General features: G+C 74.8%; 10 protein-coding genes. All 10 read left to right on the forward strand.

Annotation, left to right across the window (positions count from 1 at the left end; genetic code table 11):
* The first annotated feature begins 33 nt into the window (after window positions 1-33).
* The 10 genes from KIN34_RS10690 (at window position 34) to leuA (ending at window position 19,706) form a co-directional block, all read left to right on the forward strand.
* On the forward strand, window positions 34-969 hold the full coding sequence (locus KIN34_RS10690; RefSeq protein WP_214350189.1) for a PP2C family protein-serine/threonine phosphatase: 936 nt from the start codon (window positions 34-36) through the stop codon (window positions 967-969).
* Window positions 966-2,600, forward strand: coding sequence for an FHA domain-containing protein (locus KIN34_RS10695; protein WP_214350192.1), 1,635 nt, complete (start codon window positions 966-968; stop codon window positions 2,598-2,600). The genes KIN34_RS10690 and KIN34_RS10695 overlap by 4 nt, the downstream gene beginning before the upstream one ends.
* 70 nt (window positions 2,601-2,670) lie before the next feature.
* A complete protein-coding gene (locus tag KIN34_RS10700) occupies window positions 2,671-4,200 on the forward strand; it encodes a serine/threonine-protein kinase (RefSeq protein WP_214350195.1) in 1,530 nt (509 codons plus the stop codon).
* Complete coding sequence (locus tag KIN34_RS10705) at window positions 4,197-10,418, forward strand: Ig-like domain-containing protein (RefSeq protein ID WP_214350198.1); 6,222 nt, start codon at window positions 4,197-4,199, stop codon at window positions 10,416-10,418. The genes KIN34_RS10700 and KIN34_RS10705 overlap by 4 nt, the downstream gene beginning before the upstream one ends.
* A gap of 83 nt (window positions 10,419-10,501) precedes the next feature.
* Window positions 10,502-11,458: an AAA family ATPase gene (locus KIN34_RS10710; RefSeq protein WP_214350201.1), complete on the forward strand. Its 957-nt coding sequence runs from the start codon at window positions 10,502-10,504 to the stop codon at window positions 11,456-11,458.
* A complete protein-coding gene (locus KIN34_RS10715; RefSeq protein WP_214350205.1) occupies window positions 11,458-12,600 on the forward strand; it encodes a DUF58 domain-containing protein in 1,143 nt (380 codons plus the stop codon). Before KIN34_RS10710 ends, KIN34_RS10715 begins: the two co-directional genes overlap by 1 nt.
* Window positions 12,597-14,927: a transglutaminase-like domain-containing protein gene (locus tag KIN34_RS10720; RefSeq protein WP_214350208.1), complete on the forward strand. Its 2,331-nt coding sequence runs from the start codon at window positions 12,597-12,599 to the stop codon at window positions 14,925-14,927. The genes KIN34_RS10715 and KIN34_RS10720 overlap by 4 nt, the downstream gene beginning before the upstream one ends.
* Complete coding sequence (locus KIN34_RS10725; protein WP_214350211.1) at window positions 14,924-16,207, forward strand: RDD family protein; 1,284 nt, start codon at window positions 14,924-14,926, stop codon at window positions 16,205-16,207. Before KIN34_RS10720 ends, KIN34_RS10725 begins: the two co-directional genes overlap by 4 nt.
* Before the next feature lie 78 nt (window positions 16,208-16,285).
* Window positions 16,286-17,746, forward strand: coding sequence for an outer membrane protein assembly factor BamB family protein (locus KIN34_RS10730; protein WP_214350214.1), 1,461 nt, complete (start codon window positions 16,286-16,288; stop codon window positions 17,744-17,746).
* A gap of 187 nt (window positions 17,747-17,933) precedes the next feature.
* Complete coding sequence (leuA, locus tag KIN34_RS10735; protein ID WP_214350216.1) at window positions 17,934-19,706, forward strand: 2-isopropylmalate synthase; 1,773 nt, start codon at window positions 17,934-17,936, stop codon at window positions 19,704-19,706.
* The last annotated feature ends 1 nt before the right edge of the window (window position 19,707 follow it).

Here is a 19,707-nt window from a genome sequence, read left to right on the forward strand (position 1 = left end):
CGGACAGGGCCGTCAGGCCGGAAGGGGGAAGCCGTGCGGACGTCGTGGGGCTCGGCCACCGACCGCGGTCTGGTGCGTGAGGTGAACGAGGACGCGCTCCTCGCGTACCCGCCGGTCTTCCTGGTGGCCGACGGGATGGGCGGCCACGACGCGGGGGACCTCGCGAGCCGCATCGCCGTCGAGGAGTTCGCGCAGCTGGCCGGCCAGAGCGCCGCCACCGCGGACGACATCCACTCGTGCTTCGCGCGCACGTCGGCGCGCATCCGCGGCGAGTTCACCGGCGGACGGCAGGGCGGGACGACCGTCGCCGGCGTCGCGGTGACGGTGCACGACGACACGGCCTACTGGCTGGTCTTCAACGTGGGCGACTCGCGCGTCTACCGGTGGTCCGAGGCCGAGCTCGAGCAGGTCAGCGTCGACCACTCCGTGGTCCAGGAGCTGCTCGACCAGGGCCGGATCGAGGCCGTGGACGCGAGCACCCACCCCGAGCGGCACGTCCTGACGCGTGCGCTGGGCACCGGCGACGAGCCCGAGCCCGACTACTGGCTGCTCCCCGCCGGCCTGCACGACCGGCTCCTGATCTGCACCGACGGCCTGACGCGCGAGCTCGACGACGCGGACATCGCCCGCGTGCTGGAGGGCGTGTCCGACGCGCAGGACGCCGCCAACGAGCTGGTGCGGCGCTCGCTCGACGCGGGCGCCCGGGACAACGTGAGCGCCGTCGTCGTGGACGTCGCGACGTCCGCGGGCGCGGTCGACGACGTGCACATCACCGTGCCCCGCGCCGGGTCGCAGCTCGGCCCCCAGCTGTGGGACGAGATGCTGCACGGCGCCACCGTGCCGCGGGCGCGCGTCGGAGCCGCCTCGTCGTCCGCGCCGACGTCGTCCGCACCGACGTCGTCCGCACTGTCGCACCCCGTCCCGAGCCCGCCGGAGCCCCCGGCCGGTCCCCAGGAGGTCACGCCATGAGCACCGCCGAGTACCTGCCGGGTCCGTGGTGGGCGGCCGTCCGTCCGGGCTTCCTCGCGGTGGTGGCGGACGACGCGCCGGCCGGGACCGCGCGCTCGCTGTGGGACGCGAGCGGCGACGGGGTCGTCGCGTGCCTCGGCGTCCTGGCCCACGACGGCTTCGCCGGCCTGCCCGGCTTCGCCCTGGCGCACCTGGACGGAGCCCGCGCGCACCTGGCGCTGCGAGGCCCGGTGACCGCCGAGGTCGTGACCGCCTCCGGGACGCGAGTGGTCCGCGCGGGCGACGTCAGCACGTGGACCGAGCAGGTCCTCGACGACGTCACCTCGGTCCGGCTCGTCGTCGACCCCGGCTCGAGCGTGCAGGACGGTGACGCGACGGACGGGGACCCCTCGGCGGACGCCGCGTCGCTGCCGCTCGTCGACGGCGTCGTGCGCGCGGGCGCGGTGCGGGCCTCCGCGACCGACGAGCCCGCCGCTCGTCAGCCTCCCGCTCGTCAGGCTGCCACTCAGCAGCCTGCTGCGTCCCAGCAGGCGGGGACGACGGCCGCCGCGGAGACCCGCGGCAGCACCTCCGCGCTCGTCGACGTGCCCACGTTCGCGCCCGCCGCGTCGCCGGCCCTCGCTGCGTCGTCGGGCGAGCCCGCGTCCGACGAGCCTTCGTCCGACGAGGCTTCGTCCGACGAGCCTGCGTCCGACGAGGTCGCGGGGGAGAGGGCGTCCGACGAGGACGGGGCCGGCGACGGACCCGCCGACGGCAGCTCCTCCGACGGCAGCTCCTCCGACGGCAGCTCCTCCGACGGCAGCTCCTCCGACGGTCTCGCCGGGGGGCTGCCCGGCATCGGGCTCGAGGACGGTCCCGACGGACTTCCCGTCGCGGACGCGAGCGAGCCAGCGCCTGTCGAGCCTGCGCCTGCTGAGCCGGCTTTCGTCGAGCCGGCTTCCGTCGAGCCGGCTTCCGTCGCGCCCGTGCCCGGCGAGCCTGCGTCGACCTCGTCGGCGCCCACCGAGGCCGTCCCCGCACCGCCGGTCGCGGACCGGGCGCCGGCGGGCGAGCCGGAGCCCTCGCTCGTCGCGCTGGGCACGCCGGACGGCGACGTCGAGTCGACGGTGGACGACGTCCGCTCGCTCGTCGGGCCCTCCTCGCAGGACGACCACGACGGCATGACGATCCTGTCCTCCGACCTGGCGCAGATCCGCGAGCAGCTCCCGGCGTGGGCGGCGCAGTGGCCGAACGAGGCGGCGACGCCCGGACCGTACGCGGTCCCGGCGCCCGCCGCGGTGGCGACCGTCACGGCGCCGCGCATCGTCCTGTCCACGGGCATGGACGTCACGCTCGACCGCACGGTGCTCCTGGGCCGCGCGCCGCAGGTCGCCCGGGTCACCAACCGCGAGCTCCCGCGCCTGGTCGCGGTCCCCAGCCCGCAGCAGGACATCTCCCGCACGCACGCCGAGGTCCGGGCGGAGGGCGACCACGTGCTCGTCACCGACCTGCACTCGACCAACGGCGTGCACGTGTCACGCCAGGGCGAGGGCGCCCGGCGGCTGCACCCCGGCGAGGCGAGCGTCGTGTCGCCGGGCGAGGTCGTCGACCTCGGTGACGGCGTGACGTTCACGGTGGAGCGGGGTCAGTGATCGCAGGGTCAGTCATCGCAGGATCCCTGCTCGCAGGGTCGACCGCGGGGCCCGCCGCGGGGGTGCGCTCGTGACCGCGCGGCGTGCGGCCTCGGCGCCGCCGACGCTGCCCGGGTACGAGCACCTGCGCACGCTCGGCCTCGGCGGCTTCGCCGACGTGTTCCTGTACCGCCAGGAGCTCCCGCGCCGCGAGGTCGCGGTCAAGGTCCTGCTGGCCGGGAGCCTGGACGACGAGCTGCGCGAGCGCTTCCAGACCGAGGCCAACCTCATGGCCCAGCTCTCGCACCACCCCTCGATCGTCACCATCTACCAGGCCGCGTTCGCCGCGGACGGCCGGCCCTACCTCGTCATGGAGTACTGCTCGCGCGCGGGGCTCGCCGAGCGGTACCGCGCGGAGCGCATCAGCGTGGCCGAGGTGCTGCGGATCGGTGTCCGGCTGGCCTCGGCGGTCGAGACCGCGCACCGCGCGGGCATCCTGCACCGGGACATCAAGCCCGCCAACGTGCTCACCACCGACTTCGGCTGGCCCGCGCTGACGGACTTCGGCATCGCCGCGACCACCGGGCACGGCGGCGGCGCGACCGTCGGCATGTCCATCCCGTGGTCCCCGCCGGAGCTCCTCGCGGACCACCCGCGCGGCGACGAGCGGTCGGACGTGTACTCGCTCGCCGCCACGCTGTACTCGCTCCTCGCCGGCCGCACGCCGTTCGAGATCCCCGGCGGGCAGAACGGGGCCCAGCAGCTCGTCGCGCGCATCGAGCGGGCGCCGCTGCCGCCGACGGGGCGTGAGGACGTGCCCACCCAGCTGCAGGCGGTCCTCGACCGCGCGATGTCCAAGGTCCCGCAGGTCCGGTACGCGTCTGCCGCCGACCTGGGCCGCGCGCTGCAGCAGGTCGAGGCGGACCTGCGGCTGCCGGTCACGCCCCTCGACCTGCTCGACGACCCCGTCGCGCTGGAGCCGGGCCCGGTCGGCGGCGGCCAGGACGTCGCGGACGCGACGCGGCTGCGCTCGATCGTCGCGATCCCGGACGCACAGGCCGCGGGCGACCAGGAGGACCCGACCCGCGTGCGGGGCCCGGTGACGGTGGACGCGCAGGCGCCCGGGCCGGCCTTCGTCGCGCCCGCGGCCGACGCCGTGCCGCTCACCCTGCCCGTCGAGCTGCCCGAGGAGGAGGCCGACGAGCAGAGGCGTGGCCGCCTCGTCGCCGCGGTCGCGTCGGGCGTCGTGGTGCTGGCGGCGATCATCGCGATCGCCCTCGCCGCGACCTCGGGCTCCACCGACCCGCAGCCCGGCGACTCCGACTTCCAGCAGGGTCCGGCGACGGCCGCGCAGGAGGTCGTGCCCGCGCCTCGGTCCGTCGAGGGGAAGCGCGGGGACGACGGCAGCGTCGTGTTCACGTGGGTCAATCCCGACCCCCAGCCGGACGACACCTACCTGTGGGGGATCCTGACGGTGACGGGCGAGCCCGAGCTGGCGGTCGTGCCGGACCCGACCGTGGCCGTCCCGGCGGACCAGGCGGGCGACGAGGTCTGCATCGAGGTGTCCATCGTGCGTGCGGACCGCCGCTCGTCCGCCAAGCCCGCGGAGGCGTGCGCATGAGCTGGGAGCGGATCCGGCGCCGCGCGACGACGACCGCGGCCGTGGTGACGGTGCCCGTCGTGGTCGCCGTGCTGGCGCTGATGAACCCCGGCTACCCGCTCGCGCGCGTCGAGCTCAACGACGGGGCGGTCTGGCTCACCGCGACCAGCCAGCTCAAGCTCGGGCGCTACAACGTGCAGGTCGACGAGCTCAACGCCGGCCTGGTCACCGAGTCCGGCACGTTCGACGTGCTGCAGGACGAGGGTGACGTCCTGCTGGTCGAGGCCGGCTCGGTGGCCGTCGTCGACCCGGCGACGGTCGCGCTCACCACGCAGGTGACGGCCTCGGGCATCCAGCCGAGCGCGGTGCCCGGCGGTGCGGTCTCGATGGCGGCGGGCGTCGTCTCGGTCGTCGACGACGAGGGGGACGCGTTCGTCCGGCGCCTGAGCGACCTCAACGGCCTGCAGCCCGCGGACGACGAGCCGGACGTGGCGCTCGGCGAGGGCGGCCGCGCCGTCGTCTCGCGCGGTGGTCTCGCGCTCGCGGTGGACGCGACGGGTGCGGTCACCCGGGTCGACGTGCGCACCGGGACGGCGAAGGTCTCCGCGGGGGAGCCGTTCGAGGCGGGCGCCCTGGACCAGCTCACCGCGGTCGGTGACGTGCCCGTCGGGCTGCGGGACAGCATGGTCGTGCTGCCGGGCCGGACGGTCGAGCTCCAGGGCACCGACCTGACGCTGCAGCAGCCGGGGCCCGAGTCGTCCCGCGTCCTGGTCGCCAGCAGCGACGCGCTCATCGAGGTGCCGCTGGACGGTGGCGACCCCGTGACCCACCGCACGAGCGGGCAGGGCAAGCCCGCGGCGCCGGTCCAGGTCGACGGGTGCGCGCACGCGGCGTGGGCGTCCGCCGCCGGCTCCTACCTGCGGCTGTGCGAGGACGAGGACGTCGTCGAGCTCGCGCTCGAGGACATGTCCGCGCAGGACCAGCTCACGTTCCGGGTCAACCGCTCCGTCGTCGTGCTGAACGACACGCTGCGGGGGCGCGTCTGGGAGCCGCAGGAGGACACGGACCTGCGCGTGCCGAACTGGCAGGACATCGAGCAGCAGGAGGACCCGGAGAAGAACGAGGACTCCGACGACAGCCCCGAGACGACGCAGGAGCTCGTGGAGAAGTGCTCGGCCGAGTCGAGCTCGCCGCAGGCGGCCGACGACGAGTTCGGCGTGCGGGCGGGCCGGACGACGATCCTGCCGGTGATCAGCAACGACTCGTCGTCGGACTGCGGGATCCTCGTCGTCAGTACGTTCGACCCGATCCCCGAGGACTTCGGCACGGTCGAGGCGATCTACGGCGGCCGGGCGCTGCAGGTCCGGATCAAGGACGGCGCGTCGGGTTCCGAGAGCTTCACCTACCAGATCCAGGACGGCAGGATCGCAGCCCCGTCCACGGCGACGGTGACGCTGACCGTGCACGGCGACGACGAGAACGAGCCGCCGGTCCAGGACCGCACCGGCGCGATGGAGGTCGAGCAGGGCGGCCAGGCGCGGTACGACGTGCTGGCGAACTTCCACGACCCGGACGGCGACGACATGCTCGTCGTCGGCGCGACCGCCGACGCCGCGATCGGGTCCGTGCGCTTCCGGCAGGACGGCACGATCACGTTCCGCGCGGACGGCGGCCAGCTCGGCCGCACGACGATGACGGTGCTGGTGAGCGACGGCTCGCAGGACGAGCCGACGGAGGGCGAGGTCGTCGTCGACGTCCGGCCGACCGACGCCGTCCCGCCGCAGGTCGACCCGGTGCACGCGGAGACGTACGTCGGGCAGGCCGTGACGCTCGCGCCGCTCGACGCCGTGCGGACGTCCGGCTCGGACCCGGCGCAGCTGGTCTCGGTCGAGGACGTCGCCGGCGCGACCGTCACGTCGGATCTCCAGGCCGGGACGTTCACGTTCAGCGCGCCCCGGATCGAGTCGTACTACGTCAGCTTCGTGGTCGTCTCGGGCTCGCAGCAGGCGACCGGGCTCGCGCGGATCGACGTCAAGGCCTTCCCCGAGAGCCCCGAGCCGCCGATCGCGGTGCGCGACCGCGCCTTCCTGCCGGCGGGCGGGCAGACGACGATCGACCCGCTCGCGAACGACACGGACCCCGCGGGCGCGCTGCTGGTCCTGCAGTCGGTCGGCACCGACGACGCCGGCCCGCTGAACGTCGCCGTCCTGGACCACCACCTGGTCCAGATCAGCTCCGACCAGACGCTCGACCACGTCGTCGTGCTGCCCTACGTGGTGTCGAACGGGGTGAAGAAGGCGCGCGGCGAGATCGTCGTGCAGCCGATCCCACCCTCGGCGTCCACGCAGCCGCCCGTCGTCGAGAACGTCGAGGCCACCGTGCGCACCGGGGGAGTCGTCACCATCCCCGTGCTGGACAGCGCGTACGACCCGGACGGCGACGCGCTGACGCTCGTGCGCGACCTCGCCGAGGACGTCGGGGACGGCGAGGGCCTGCTCTTCGTCTCCGGTGACGTCCTGCGCTACCAGGCGCCGTCCGACCCGATGACCGTGCACGCGACGTTCGTCGTCGAGGACGCGACCGGCAACCGCACGGCGGGCTCGCTCACGGTCCGGGTGCACGAGTCCGACCCCGAGACCAAGGCCCCGCCCACCCCGCGCGACCTCGACGCGCGCGTGTTCGCGGGCGAGACCGTGCGGATCGACGTCCCGCTCGTCGGCATCGATCCCGACGGTGACGGCGTGGCGCTCCTCGGCCTGGCCAGCGGTCCGCTCAAGGGGCGCATCGTCGGGCAGGGGCCGGACTGGCTGGAGTACGAGGCGTTCGCGACCCGGTCCGGCACCGACGTCTTCACCTACGCCGTGGAGGACTGGGTCGGCCAGCGCGCGGTCGCGACCATCCGGGTGGGGATCAGTCCCCGGCCCTCCGACGCCGCGAGCGTGGTGGCACGCGACGACGCCGTGACGATCCGGCCCGGCGAGCGCATCGAGGTGCGGGTGCTGGCGAACGACATCGACTCCTCGGGGGACGAGCTGACGCTCTCGCCCGTGCTCGAGGTGCCCGAGGGCATCGACGCGACGGTGGCCGACCGGCGCGTGGTCGTGACGGCACCGCGGAAGGAGCAGGTCGCGAAGATCGTCTACACCGCCACCAACTCCCGCGGCGGTCGCGACAGCGCCGTCCTGACCGTCACGGTCGACGAGGACGCGCCCGTCCTCCCGCCGATCGCCCGGGACGTCGTGGTGCCGGCGACCGAGACGTTCGGCCTGACCGAGGTCGTCGTCGACGTCCTGGCCACGTCCCAGAACCCGAGCGGCCCGCCGAGCGACCTCGAGGTGTCGGTGCCGTCCTCGGTCGCCGCGACGGCCACCGTGCGCCCGGACAAGAAGATCCTCGTCACCCTGACCGACCAGACGCAGACGCTGCCGTTCCTGCTCACGAACGTGCGCGACCCCGAGCACGCGACGGCGTACGCCTTCATCACCGTCCCGCCGCTGGGCTTCATCCGGCCGACCCTGCGGCCGGGTGCGCCCGAGCTGCGCGTGGCCCAGGGCGACACGCTCACCCTCTCGCTGGGCGAGCAGGTCAAGGTCGCGCAGGGCCGCGAGCCGTCGGTCGCCGACGCGCTCGCCGTCTCGGCGACGAACGGCACGGCCACGTCGTCGAAGGACGGCGGCTCGCTGCTGTTCACCCCGAACGAGGACTACATCGGTCCCGCGTCGGTGACGCTGCCGGTCACCGACGCGACGGGACCCGGGGACACCGGTGCGCGCACCGCGTACCTGTCCTTCTCGATCGAGGTGTACGCGATCGACGACCACCCGCCGACGTTCTCGGCGTCCGAGCAGCGCGTCGCGCCGAACGAGGCGCCCGCCACGGTCGACCTGCGAGACTTCACGACGACGCCGGAGGGCCAGACGCCCGAGGACGACCGATACAGCTACCAGCTGACGGCCGCCGTGCCGGCGGGCTTCCGGGCGACCCTTGAGGGCAGCACGCTCTCGCTGTCCGCGGACGCGGACACGCCGCGAGGTGCGTCCGGGGTCCTGCAGCTGCGCATCGGGTACGGCCGCGCGGGTTCGCTCGACGCGCAGGTGCCGATCAAGGCCACCGCCAGCCAGCGGCCGAAGGCGAGCGTGGTCGACCGTCGCATCGACGACGCGAGCGAGGGCGAGCCCGTGACCGTCAACGTGCTCGAGGGCGCCTTCAACCCGTTCCCGGAGACGCCGCTGCGCGTCCTCGGTGCGACGGTCGAGACCCCGGGCGCGGGCGCCGCGACGGCCACCGCGAGCACGGTGACGGTGACGCCGCGCGAGGGCTTCATCGGCCAGATGGTGGTGCGGTACCGGGTCCGCGACGCCGTCCCCGACCCCGAGCGCGAGGTGGAGGGGCGCATCACGCTGACGGTGCGCGGAGCGCCGGCGACACCGACGCGTCCGCGGGTCGAGGCGATCCGGTCCCGGACCGTCGTGCTGTCCTGGGCCGCCCCCGACAACCGCGGCGCCCAGATCCTCGACTACGCGCTGACCGCGCACGGCGACGACGGCAGCGCGCCGACGACGACCTGCGCGTCGACGACGTGCACGTTCGACGGGCTCACGAACGATGTCGAGTACACCTTCACGGTCGCGGCGCGCAACGACGTGGGCACCTCGGAGGACAGCCCGGCGTCCGGACCCGCGCGCCCCGACTCCGTGCCGGAGGCTCCTGCCTCGGTCACCGGCGAGGGCTACGGCAACGGCGAGCTGAGCTGGTCCTGGGCCGACTCCGTCACGGACGGCTCGGCGATCGAGAGCTACGAGGTGCAGATCCGGCCCGACCCGCCGAGCGGTGGCGACGTGCGGTCGCGGCCCGGCACCGCGCTCACCTGGAGCGGGCTCGCCAACGGCACGCGCTACCAGATCCGCGTCCGCGCGCACAGCAAGGCCGACGACCCGAGCGGCTGGACGCCGTGGTCGGCGGAGCAGTCGCCCGCCGGACCGGCCGGGGCACCGACCGACGTCTCCGCGCAGCGAGACGCGTCCGCCGACTTCGGCAAGCTCATCGACGTCTCGTGGTCGACGCCGTCGGTCAAGAACGCCGAGCAGCTCACGGGGTACCGGGTGACCGTCACGAGCGCGCAGGGCTTCCGGCTCGCCACCGACCTGCCGCTGCAGAACCGGTGGACGTTCGACCAGGCGGAGAACGGCGTGGACTACACATTCGTCGTCCAGGCCCGGAACAAGTACAGCGACGACGGCAAGGGCGAGGGCGAGAAGAGCTCGCCCGCCACGGCGCGCGCGTTCGGTCAGCCGACGACGCCGCAGCTCACCGACGTCGCCGCGCCGGCGGGCACCGGCGAGATCACCGTGCAGTGGGCGGCGGTCGACGACCGCGGCGCGGCGGTCACGTACCACGTGTACGAGGACGGCAAGGAGGTGGACACGACCAAGAGCCTGTCCACCCGGCTGACCGGGCGCGTCGGCGGGACGACGTACACGTACAAGGTCATGGCCGAGAACGAGGCGGGCAAGAGCGGCTTCAGCGCGGAGAAGAAGGTCATGGCGACCACGGCACCGGGCCGGCCGACCGGCCTCGGGATCGCCAAGACGGCGCCTGCGGGCGTGGGCAAGCCCGAGACGATCCACGTCACGTGGGACGCGGTGGACTCCGGCGGCGGGAACAACCTGCGCTACGACTACGAGCTGCGGATGGGCGGGCGGTCGAGCGGCACCAAGACGACCTCCAGCACCGGCGCCGACGTCGACGTGAGCAGCTGGGACGTGAGCCTGTGGGGCTCGGAGTTCACGCTGGTCGTGACGGCCCGTACGGACATCAAGAGCGGCGAGAGCGCCTCGGCGAGCACGACGATCAGCTGGGGCGAGGTGCCGTCGACGCCGACCAACCTCCAGGTCGCGCTGGACTCGGCCACCGCGCCGACGTCCGTCACGGCCACCTGGGGCGCGCCCGTCAACGGCGGTGGCGCCGGCGACGTGCGCTACGAGTACTGCTGGTACCCCGAGCGCACGGGGCGCACGTGCGGTTCGACGGCCGAGGCGGGGCCGTTGACCGTCACCCTCGCCGAGCTCGGCGCTGAGCAGTCGTGGCGCGATCGTCAGATCACGTTCCAGATCCGGGCGATCAACGACAAGGGCGGCTCGGACTGGATCCAGGAGTGGGTCACTGTCCCCGCGCAGCAGCCCGATCCCGAGCCGACACCGGACCCGACGCCCGCGCCGACCGACGGCACGAGCGGCTGAGCAGCTCCTCCGCACGACCCGACTCCGACCCGCACCACCGAGCCGTCACCGAGCCACTACCGAGCCACCAACGAGAGGACCCCATGACCCCCGAGCAGAGCGCCTGGTTCGCTGAGACGTTCACCGCGCTGACGGAGAACGTCGGCCGCGCCCTGCTGGGCAAGGAGCACACGGTGCGGCTCGCGCTCACCGCGATGGTGGCGGAGGGGCACCTCCTGCTCGAGGACGCGCCGGGCACCGGCAAGACGTCGCTGGCCAAGGCGCTCGCGGCGACGGTCCAGGGGTCGCACCACCGCATCCAGTTCACGCCCGACCTGCTGCCGTCGGACGTCACCGGCGTCACGATCTACGACCAGGGGACCGGGCGGTTCGAGTTCCACCGCGGCCCGATCTTCGCGTCGGTGGTGCTGGCTGACGAGATCAACCGCGCATCGCCCAAGACCCAGGCCGCGCTCCTCGAGGTCATGGAGGAGGGCAACGTCACGGTCGACGGCGTGACGCACCCGGTCGGTCGGCCGTTCATGGTGATCGCGACCCAGAACCCCATCGAGCAGGCCGGCACGTACCGGCTGCCCGAGGCCCAGCTCGACCGGTTCATCATCAAGACGAGCCTCGGCTACCCCGACCGTGCGTCGGCGGTCGAGATCCTGGCGGGGGCGAAGGACCGCGTCGCGGGCCTCGGCGCGCGGATCACGACCGAGGCGGTCGGCACGATGGCGGACCTCGCGCAGACCGTGCACATCGACCCGGTCGTGCTCGACTACGTCGCCCGCATCACCGAGGCGACCCGCGACGACAGCCAGACCGCCCTCGGCGCGAGCGTGCGCGGCGGCCTCGCGCTGGTGCGCTGCGCGAAGGTGTGGGCGGCGTCCCAGGGCCGGGAGTACGTGCTGCCCGACGACGTGAAGGACCTGGCCCAGCCGGTGCTCGCGCACCGCCTGGTGCTCGACGCGGAGGCGGAGTTCGCGGGCGTCACCGCGGTCGACGTGCTCGCCCGGCTGCTCGACCAGGTCGCACCCCCGGCGCAGCGGGCGGCCTGATGCGCATCTCGGCCGTCGGGTGGGGGACCGCGTTCGTCGCGGTCCTCGGCCTCGTGCTGGGCCGGCTGCTGGGCTGGCTCGAGCTCGCGGCGCTCGGTGCGGGTCTCGCGGGCGTGCTCGTCGTCGCGCTGCTCATGACGGTCGGCCGGGCGCGGTACGCGATCACCCTCGACATGGCGGACAACCGCGTGAAGATCGGCGAGCGCGCGGTCGGCCGGCTCGAGGTCCGCAACGCTGCCCGGCGACGCTCGCTGCCCTCGCGGCTCGAGCTCCCCGTGGGAGCGGGTCAGGCGGAGCTCTCGGTCCCGTCCCTGGCCCCGGAGGCGACGCACGACGAGCTGTTCGCGATCCCCACGGCACGGCGCGCGGTCGTCGTGGTCGGTCCGGTCCGCTCGGTGCGCGGCGACCCGCTGGGGCTCGCGCGGCGCAGCGTGCTGTGGACCCGGCCGGTGGACCTGTACGTGCACCCGCTGCTCGTGGCGCTCGGCGGGGCGAGCGCGGGCCTGCTGCGTGACCTCGAGGGCCAGTCGACGCGCGACCTCTCGGACTCCGACATGTCGTTCCACGCCCTGCGCGACTACGTCGCGGGCGACGACCGCCGGAACATCCACTGGCGCACGACCGCCCGCACGGGCCAGCTCATGGTCAAGCAGTTCGAGGACACCCGCCGCACGCAGACGGTCCTCGCGCTGGCCACCGACCCCGCGGACTACGCCGACGACGACGAGTTCGAGCTCGCGGTCTCCACGATCGCCTCGATCGGGGTGCAGACGCTGCGCGACGAGCGCGACCTCGAGGTCCTGGCGGGCCCCGGTTCGCTGCGCGTCCTGACCCCGCCCATGCTGCTCGACGACTGCTCGGGGCTCGAGCTGTCGCCGACCGGGGCCGGGGTGACGCTGCTCGGACGGCGCGTCGTCCGGGAGGCGCCGCAGTGCTCGGTCGCGATGCTCGTGACCGGCTCGGAGCCGTCCGACGCGGACCTGCGGCTGGGGGCTCGTCACCTGCCGGCGGGCACGCGCGCGCTCGTCGTGCGCTGCCAGACCGGCGCGGAGGTCTCCGTGCGGACGCAGGGCCTGCTGACGCTCGGGACCCTCGGCACCCTCGACGACCTGCCTCGTCTGCTGCGCCGGGTCGTGTCGTGAGGCGCCCGGCGCGCGTCCGTCCGCTGGGTCTCGCGGCCGTGGACGCCCTCGTCCTGGTCGTGGTCCTCGCGGTGGTGCTCTACCCGCTGCTCGACGTGTACGGCGGCGCCGTCGCGGCGCCCGCGATCGCCGGCGGGCTGCTCGTCGGCGGCGGCCTGGGACTCGTGGCCGCCTGGCGCACGTGGTCGGCGCTGTCCGTGGTCGCCGCCGTGGTCGGGGCGTACGTGGTGCTCGGCGGCCCGCTCGCCGTGCCGACGACGACCGTGGCCGGGGTGGTCCCGACGGGGGAGACGCTCGTCGCCCTCGCGCGCGGGGTGGTGTCCTCCTGGTCCCAGGTCGTCACGCTCCAGCCGCCCGTGGGCCGCGGCGGCAGCGTGCTCGTCGCCGCCTTCGTGCTCGCGCTCGCCGGTTCGTCGGGCGCGGTGGCGCTCGCGACCCGGCTCCGGGCGCCGGCGGCCTCGGCCGCGGCGCTGGTCCCCGTCGCGGTGCTCGTCGTCGTGATCCTGCTCGGGACGCGCGCCCCGACCGTGCCGCCCGTCGCCACCGGCGTCGTGCTCGCCGTCGTGCTGCTCGGCTGGGCCGCGTGGCGGGCCGACCGGCTGCGCGCCCGCCGTGTCGTCGCGACCTCGGTGGTCGCGGTCGTCGCGGTGGGCTCCGGGGTGCTGGGAGCGTCCGCCGTGGTCGCGGACCAGCCGCGCTACGTGCTGCGCGACGAGATCGTGCCGCCGTTCGACCCGCGGGACTACGCGAGCCCGCTGTCCGCCTTCCGCGAGTACCTCAAGGAGCTCGACGAGACCACGCTGTTCACCGTGAGCGGCCTGCCCGAGGGCGCGCGGGTCCGGCTGGCGACCATGGACGCGTACGACGGGGTCGTCTGGAACGTCGCCGGCGACGGGGGCGCCCAGAGCTCGGGGGAGTTCCGCCGCGTCGGCGGCGAGCTGGCCACCAGCCTGCGCGGGACGCCGGCGCACGTCGACGTCACCGTCGAGGACCTCGGCGGGGTGTGGCTGCCGACGGTCGGCCAGACCACGGCGTTCGCCATGTCCTCGAACGCGGTGACCCAGCAGCTGCGCTTCAACGAGGCCACGGGTGCGGCGGTGCTCACCGGCGGTCTCACGAAGGGCCTCTCCTACGGCCTCGACGTGGTGGTCCCGGCGGTTCCCGCGGACGACGACATCGGCGCCGCCGAGCCCGGGTCCGACCCCCAGCCCGTCGCGCTGGCCGTGCCGGACGTCGTGGGCGTGACCGCCGCCGACGTCGCGCGCGACGCGGGCAACCCGGTCGAGGTGGCGCGCGAGCTGTCCGACTGGCTGGTCGACGAGGGCTTCTACAGCGACGGCCTCGACGAGCAGGGCGGTGGCACGGGCTCCCTGTCCGGCCACGGCGCGGACCGGATCGCGAGCCTGCTGGGCGGCGACCAGCTGGTCGGCGACGGCGAGCAGTACGCGTCCGCTCTCGCCCTCATGGTCCGGGAGATGGGCCTGCCCGCGCGGGTCGTGCTCGGGTTCGTGCCGTCCGCCGAGGACGTCGCCGGCGACGAGCCGGTACAGGTCACGGGCGACGACGTCGAGGCGTGGGTCGAGGTCGGCTTCGAGGGCTTCGGGTGGGTGCCGTTCGACGCCACCCCGCCGCGGGAGCGCACGCCCGACAACACCGACATCGAGAAGCCGACGGACCCGCAGCCGCAGGTCGTGCAGCCGCCCCCGCCGCCGCCTGGTGCCGTCACACCGCCCGACGAGGACGACGAGCAGCCCGCGCCCGAGCCCCCGTCGGACGACGACGGCTCGGCGGCGATCTGGCGGACGGTCGCGATCGTCGCGGTCTCGGTGCTCGTCCCGCTGCTGGTGCTGGCGCTCCCGTTCGTCGTCGTCGGGCTGATCAAGGCCGTCCGGCGTCGCCGCCGCCGCAACCGCGGTGACACGGTCACGCGCGTGGCGGGCGGCTGGGCCGAGGTGCTCGACACCGCGGCCGACCTGCGTCAGCCCGTCCCGGACCACGCCACGCGCACGGAGTCGGCGGCGGTCCTCGCGGCCGCCTTCGTCGGCGAGCCCTCGCGGCGGCGCCCGGACGTCGGAGCGGAGGTCCGCGAGCTCGCGCGCACTGCCGACCGTGCGGTCTTCGCCCCGGGCGAGCCCCCGCCGGAGCAGGTGGACGCGTACTGGTCCCGGGTCGACGAGGCCGTCGCGGCCATGCGGCGGTCGGTGGGCTGGCGTCGGCGCGTGCGCGCCCGCCTGTCGCTCGCGTCGGTGCGGGCGCGCCGCCACCGGACCGTCCCCGCATCCCCTGCCGGAGCCCGTCCCGGGCGCTCGAGGAAGGACTCCCGGTGATCCGCACGATCGGCACCGCACCCGTCGCGGGCCTCGGCCGGCGCGCCGCCGCCGTCCTGGTCGACGGCCTGCTCGCGCTGCTCGCGGGCGGGTGGCTCGTCGTCGTGGTCGCGGTGCGGGCGCTGCCGGGGGGGAGCGGCGGTGACGCAGACGGGCCGTCCGTCCCCGGGTGGGCGGTCGCGCTGTGCTGGGGAGCCCTGCTGGTGCTCACGGTGGCGCAGTGGGTCCTGCACGGCCGGCTCGGCTGGACCCTGGGCCGCCGACTGCTCGGCGTGCGCACCGTCGACGTGCGCACGCGCCGGCCCGTCGGGATGGCGCGGGTGCTCCTGCGCGGTCTCGTCGTCGCCGCGGGCGCGCTGGTGCTCGGCGTGGGCCAGTACGTCGTCCTGCTGTCGCCGCTGCTCGACGGCTCCGGCCGGCGCCAGGGCTGGCACGACAAGGCGGCCCGGGACCTGGTCCTGGACGTGCGCGGGGTCGGTGCCCCGGTGCCGCCCCCGCCGCCGCGCCCCGAGGTCGCCCGGGCCGCGACCGCGATCTCGTTCCGCGGCGCGCCCGACGGGCAGCTGCCGGTCTCGCCGCCCCCGCCGGTGCCGGGCGGGCTGACCCCGCCGCCGCCCGGCGCGGCAGTGCGACCGTCGGGTGCCCCGGATGCCCCGGGTGCCTCGGTCGCCCCCGCGACCGGCCCGCTGGTGCTCGCGCCGCTCGCGCCGCGGCGCGCCGGGCCGGACCTCGACACCCGCGCGCTCCCGCTCGTCCCGCCCCCGCCGCGTCCCGTCCCGCCGCCGCCGGCTCACCCCGAGCCCGTCGTCGCACCGACGGTGGCCCGCGCCGCCGAGATCGACGACGAGGATCTCGACGGCGAGGACGACGAGGACGTCGAGACCACACGCCGCCGCGTCGACCTGCCGCCCTCCGGCGCGCCGGCCGCCGGACGAGCGTCCGGGCCGCTGACGGCCGCGGTGCTGACCCTCAGCGACGGCCAGCGCGTCGTCGTCCAGCGCACCGCGCTCGTCGGACGCAACCCGGCCGCCGCGGCGGACGGCGTCCAGCTCGTGCGCGTGGTCGACCCCGGCCGGTCGGTCAGCAAGACGCACCTGCAGATCGCCGTGGAGCCCACGGGGGTCTGGGTCGCGGACCGCGGCTCCACCAACGGCACGGTCGTCACGCTGCCGGACGGCGGGCAGGTCATCTGCCCCGTCGACCACCCGGTCCGGCTGCGCATCGGTGCCGTGGTGGTGTTCGGCGACTGCGCGATGCGGCTGGTCGAGACGACGAGCTGACGGCACGGCGCCGAGCGAAGGGCACGGACCTGACCCGACGGCACGGCGTTCGACCGGTGCGGGGCATAGCCTGAGCCCATGGCAGGCTCGGGCCGGGCTGCGCAGATGCAGCTGGTCGAGGTCGAGGAGACCTCGCCGGCGCGCGCCGCTGCGCCCCCGTCCGGCTCGCGGCCGGAGCCCGGCCCGTCGTCGCCGGAGGGGGACCCGCCCCCCAGAGGGCGCCTCCGGACCGGCCGCTGGGTGCTGCTCGGCGGTGCGCTGGCCGCCGCGGTGGTCGCCTCGCTCGTCGTCGTCGACGCCCGTGCGCGGGACGCGGACCGCGACCACGCGCTCGCCACGCCCGGCCTGCTCCTGCCGGTCGACGGCCCGCTGCGCGCACGCTGGAGCGCACCGGCAGCGAGCGGCGCGGGGACGGTCCAGGTGGCCGGCGGGACGGTCGCCGTCGTCACGACGGACGGCGCCGGCCGGGCCGTGACCGGCTACGCCGCGGGCACGGGCGAGCCGCGGTGGCGGGTGGAGGTCGAGGGCGGCACCTCGGGCTTCGAGGACGGCGGGCTGACGTGCCCGTCGACCCGGTACGACGACGACCTGGTGCTCTGCACCGCCGCGACCCCGGACCCGCTGTACGTCGACGAGGGCGACGAGGTGACCCCGCAGACCCGCGTCCTCGCGATCGACGCGGCGACGGGCCGGGAGGAGGGCGGCTGGTCGCAGCCCGGGGTCCTGATCGGCGTGCAGCGGGTGGACGACGACCTGGTGCTCGCCAGCACCGACGAGGACGGCCACACGCTGGTCCAGCGCCGCGCCGGGCGCACCGGCGACGTCCTGTGGACGTACCGCTCGCGGGGGGTGATCGTGAGCGAGTTCGCGCAGGCCAGGTCGACGATGGACGCCTCGGAGCGCACGGCGGTGGTGCGCGGCGTCGACGTCGTGGCGGTGCGGCTCCGCGACGGTCTGGTCACGCCCGTCGGCTCGCGCGCGCTCGCGGTCGCGGCGGCCCCGTTCCGGGACGCGTTCGCGACCTGGACGCCGGCCCGTGGCGGCACGCTGCACGACGAGGACGGCGCCGCGACGGTCGAGCTCCCCACCATCCCGGCGCCGCTGGCGGTCGACGACGGATCGTCGGGCGAGCTCGCGGTGGTGAGCACCGGCGTGGACGTGCGGGGCATCGACGTCGGGTCGGGTGCGGAGGTCTGGCGCGCGGTGACCACGATGCGCGTCCGCGGCGTCGTCGCGCAGACCGTGCTGCTCGGGGACGGCCCGCGGTACGCGGCCCTGGACGCCACCGACGGACGGACCCTGTGGTGGCAGGAGCGGCGCTCCGCGCTGCCGTGGACGCCGCTGACCGACGGGTCCGTGGTGCTGGCGCCGGGCGAGGACGGCGCCGGCGGCGACGCGCCGGGCACGCTCGTCGCGCGCGACCTGCGGGACGGCGGGGCCCTCTGGCAGACCGAGCTCCCGGCGGGGGTACGGAGCCTCGAGACGGTGGGCGGCCTGGTGGTGGGACGGACCGCCGACGGCGTCGTCGTGCTGGGCTGACGGCGCCCCGAGGCGCGGCCGGCTTGCCCGCCACGGCCCTCGTCGTTGTAGTGTGACGGCGTGCAGACCAGCGTGAGCCTCCTTCTTCGCTGCCGCGGCGAGGCCTTCTAGGCCGGATCCTCGCCGCGGTGTTCGGTGTGCCGGCTGACCACTCGCCGAGAACCAACCGCAGCGAAGGACCCACCCCATGAGCTATCTGGACACGAGCCCGCAGCAGCCGTCGGGCATGCCGATCCACAAGTACCGGCCGTTCCACGAGCAGATCCGCGTCGACCTGCCGGACCGCACCTGGCCGTCGGCGCACATCACGAAGGCGCCGCGCTGGTGCGCGGTGGACCTGCGTGACGGCAACCAGGCGCTGATCGAGCCGATGAGCCCCGCCCGCAAGCTGGAGATGTTCGAGCTGCTGGTGGACATGGGCTACAAGGAGATCGAGGTCGGCTTCCCGGCGGCGTCGCAGACGGACTTCGACTTCGTCCGCAAGCTGATCGAGGAGGACCGGATCCCCGACGACGTGGTGATCCAGGTCCTGACGCAGTCGCGCGAGCACCTGATCGAGCGGACGTACGAGGCGATCGCGGGCGCCACGCAGGCGATCGTGCACCTGTACAACTCGACGTCCACGCTGCAGCGCGAGGTCGTGTTCCGGTCCGACGAGGACGGCATCGTCGACATCGCGGTCTCGGGCGCCCGGTTCTGCAAGAAGTACGAGGAGCTGATCCCGGACACCGAGGTCTTCTACGAGTACTCCCCGGAGTCCTACACGGGCACCGAGCTGGAGTTCGCGGTGCGGATCTGCAACGCGGTGCTCGAGGAGTGGCAGCCCACGCCCGACCGCCCGGTGATCGTCAACCTGCCCGCGACCGTCGAGATGGCGACGCCGAACGTCTACGCCGACTCGATCGAGTGGATGAGCCGCAACCTGCGCTACCGCGACGCGGTGGTCCTGAGCCTGCACCCGCACAACGACCGCGGCACGGCCGTCGCCGCCGCGGAGCTGGGCTACATGGCGGGCGCCGACCGCATCGAGGGCTGCCTGTTCGGCAACGGCGAGCGCACCGGCAACGTGTGCCTGGTGACGCTGGGCATGAACCTGTTCAGCCAGGGCATCGACCCCCAGATCGACTTCTCGGACATGGAGCGCATCCGGCGCACGGTCGAGCGGTGCAACCAGCTGCCCGTCGGCGAGCGCCACCCGTGGGGCGGCGACCTGGTGTTCACGGCGTTCTCGGGATCGCACCAGGACGCCATCAAGAAGGGTCTGGACGCCATGGAGGTCCGCGCCGCGGCGCAGGGCAAGGGCGTCGACGACATCGAGTGGGCCGTGCCGTACCTGCCGATCGACCCCAAGGACGTCGGCCGGTCGTACGAGGCGATCATCCGCGTGAACTCGCAGTCCGGGAAGGGCGGCATCAGCTACCTGATGAAGTCCGAGAAGGACCTGGACCTGCCCCGCCGGCTCCAGATCGAGTTCTCCCAGGTGGTGCAGCGGCACACCGACGCGCACGGCACGGAGGTCACGTCCGACGACCTGTGGCGCATCTTCGTCGACGAGTACCTCCCGGTCGACGTCGCCAAGGTCCAGACCGCCGCGCAGGACTTCGGGGACCTGGTGCCGTGGGGCCGGTTCGCGCTGCAGGGCACGCGGACGACGAGCGAGCAGGACGGACCGGACGCGCTCGAGGTCGACCTGCAGGTCGACGGCGCGGTGCGCACGCTCACGGGCTCGGGCAACGGCCCGGTCGCGGCGTTCGTCGCGGCGCTCGAGCAGGTCGACGTCCACGTCGCGGTGCTGGACTACGCGGAGCACGCGCTCTCGTCGGGCGGCGACGCCACGGCGGCCGCGTACGTCGAGTGCGCGATCGGCGACCAGATCCTGTGGGGCGTCGGCATCGACCCGTCGATCACGACGGCGTCGCTCAAGGCGATCGTCTCCGCGATCAACCGTCACCTGCGCTGAC

This window comes from Cellulomonas fulva, assembly GCF_018531375.1.
Taxonomy (GTDB): domain Bacteria; phylum Actinomycetota; class Actinomycetes; order Actinomycetales; family Cellulomonadaceae; genus Cellulomonas; species Cellulomonas fulva.

Bases quoted from the DNA above. Each gene is read 5' to 3' on its own strand.
- KIN34_RS10695 (WP_214350192.1), top strand. From the start codon at position 966: ATGAGCACCGCCGAGTACCTGCCGGGTCCGTGGTGGGCGGCCGTCCGT.
- KIN34_RS10705 (WP_214350198.1), top strand. From the start codon at position 4,197: ATGAGCTGGGAGCGGATCCGGCGCCGCGCGACGACGACCGCGGCCGTG.
- KIN34_RS10710 (WP_214350201.1), top strand. From the start codon at position 10,502: ATGACCCCCGAGCAGAGCGCCTGGTTCGCTGAGACGTTCACCGCGCTG.
- KIN34_RS10715 (WP_214350205.1), top strand. From the start codon at position 11,458: ATGCGCATCTCGGCCGTCGGGTGGGGGACCGCGTTCGTCGCGGTCCTC.
- KIN34_RS10730 (WP_214350214.1), top strand. From the start codon at position 16,286: ATGGCAGGCTCGGGCCGGGCTGCGCAGATGCAGCTGGTCGAGGTCGAG.
- leuA (WP_214350216.1), top strand. From the start codon at position 17,934: ATGAGCTATCTGGACACGAGCCCGCAGCAGCCGTCGGGCATGCCGATC.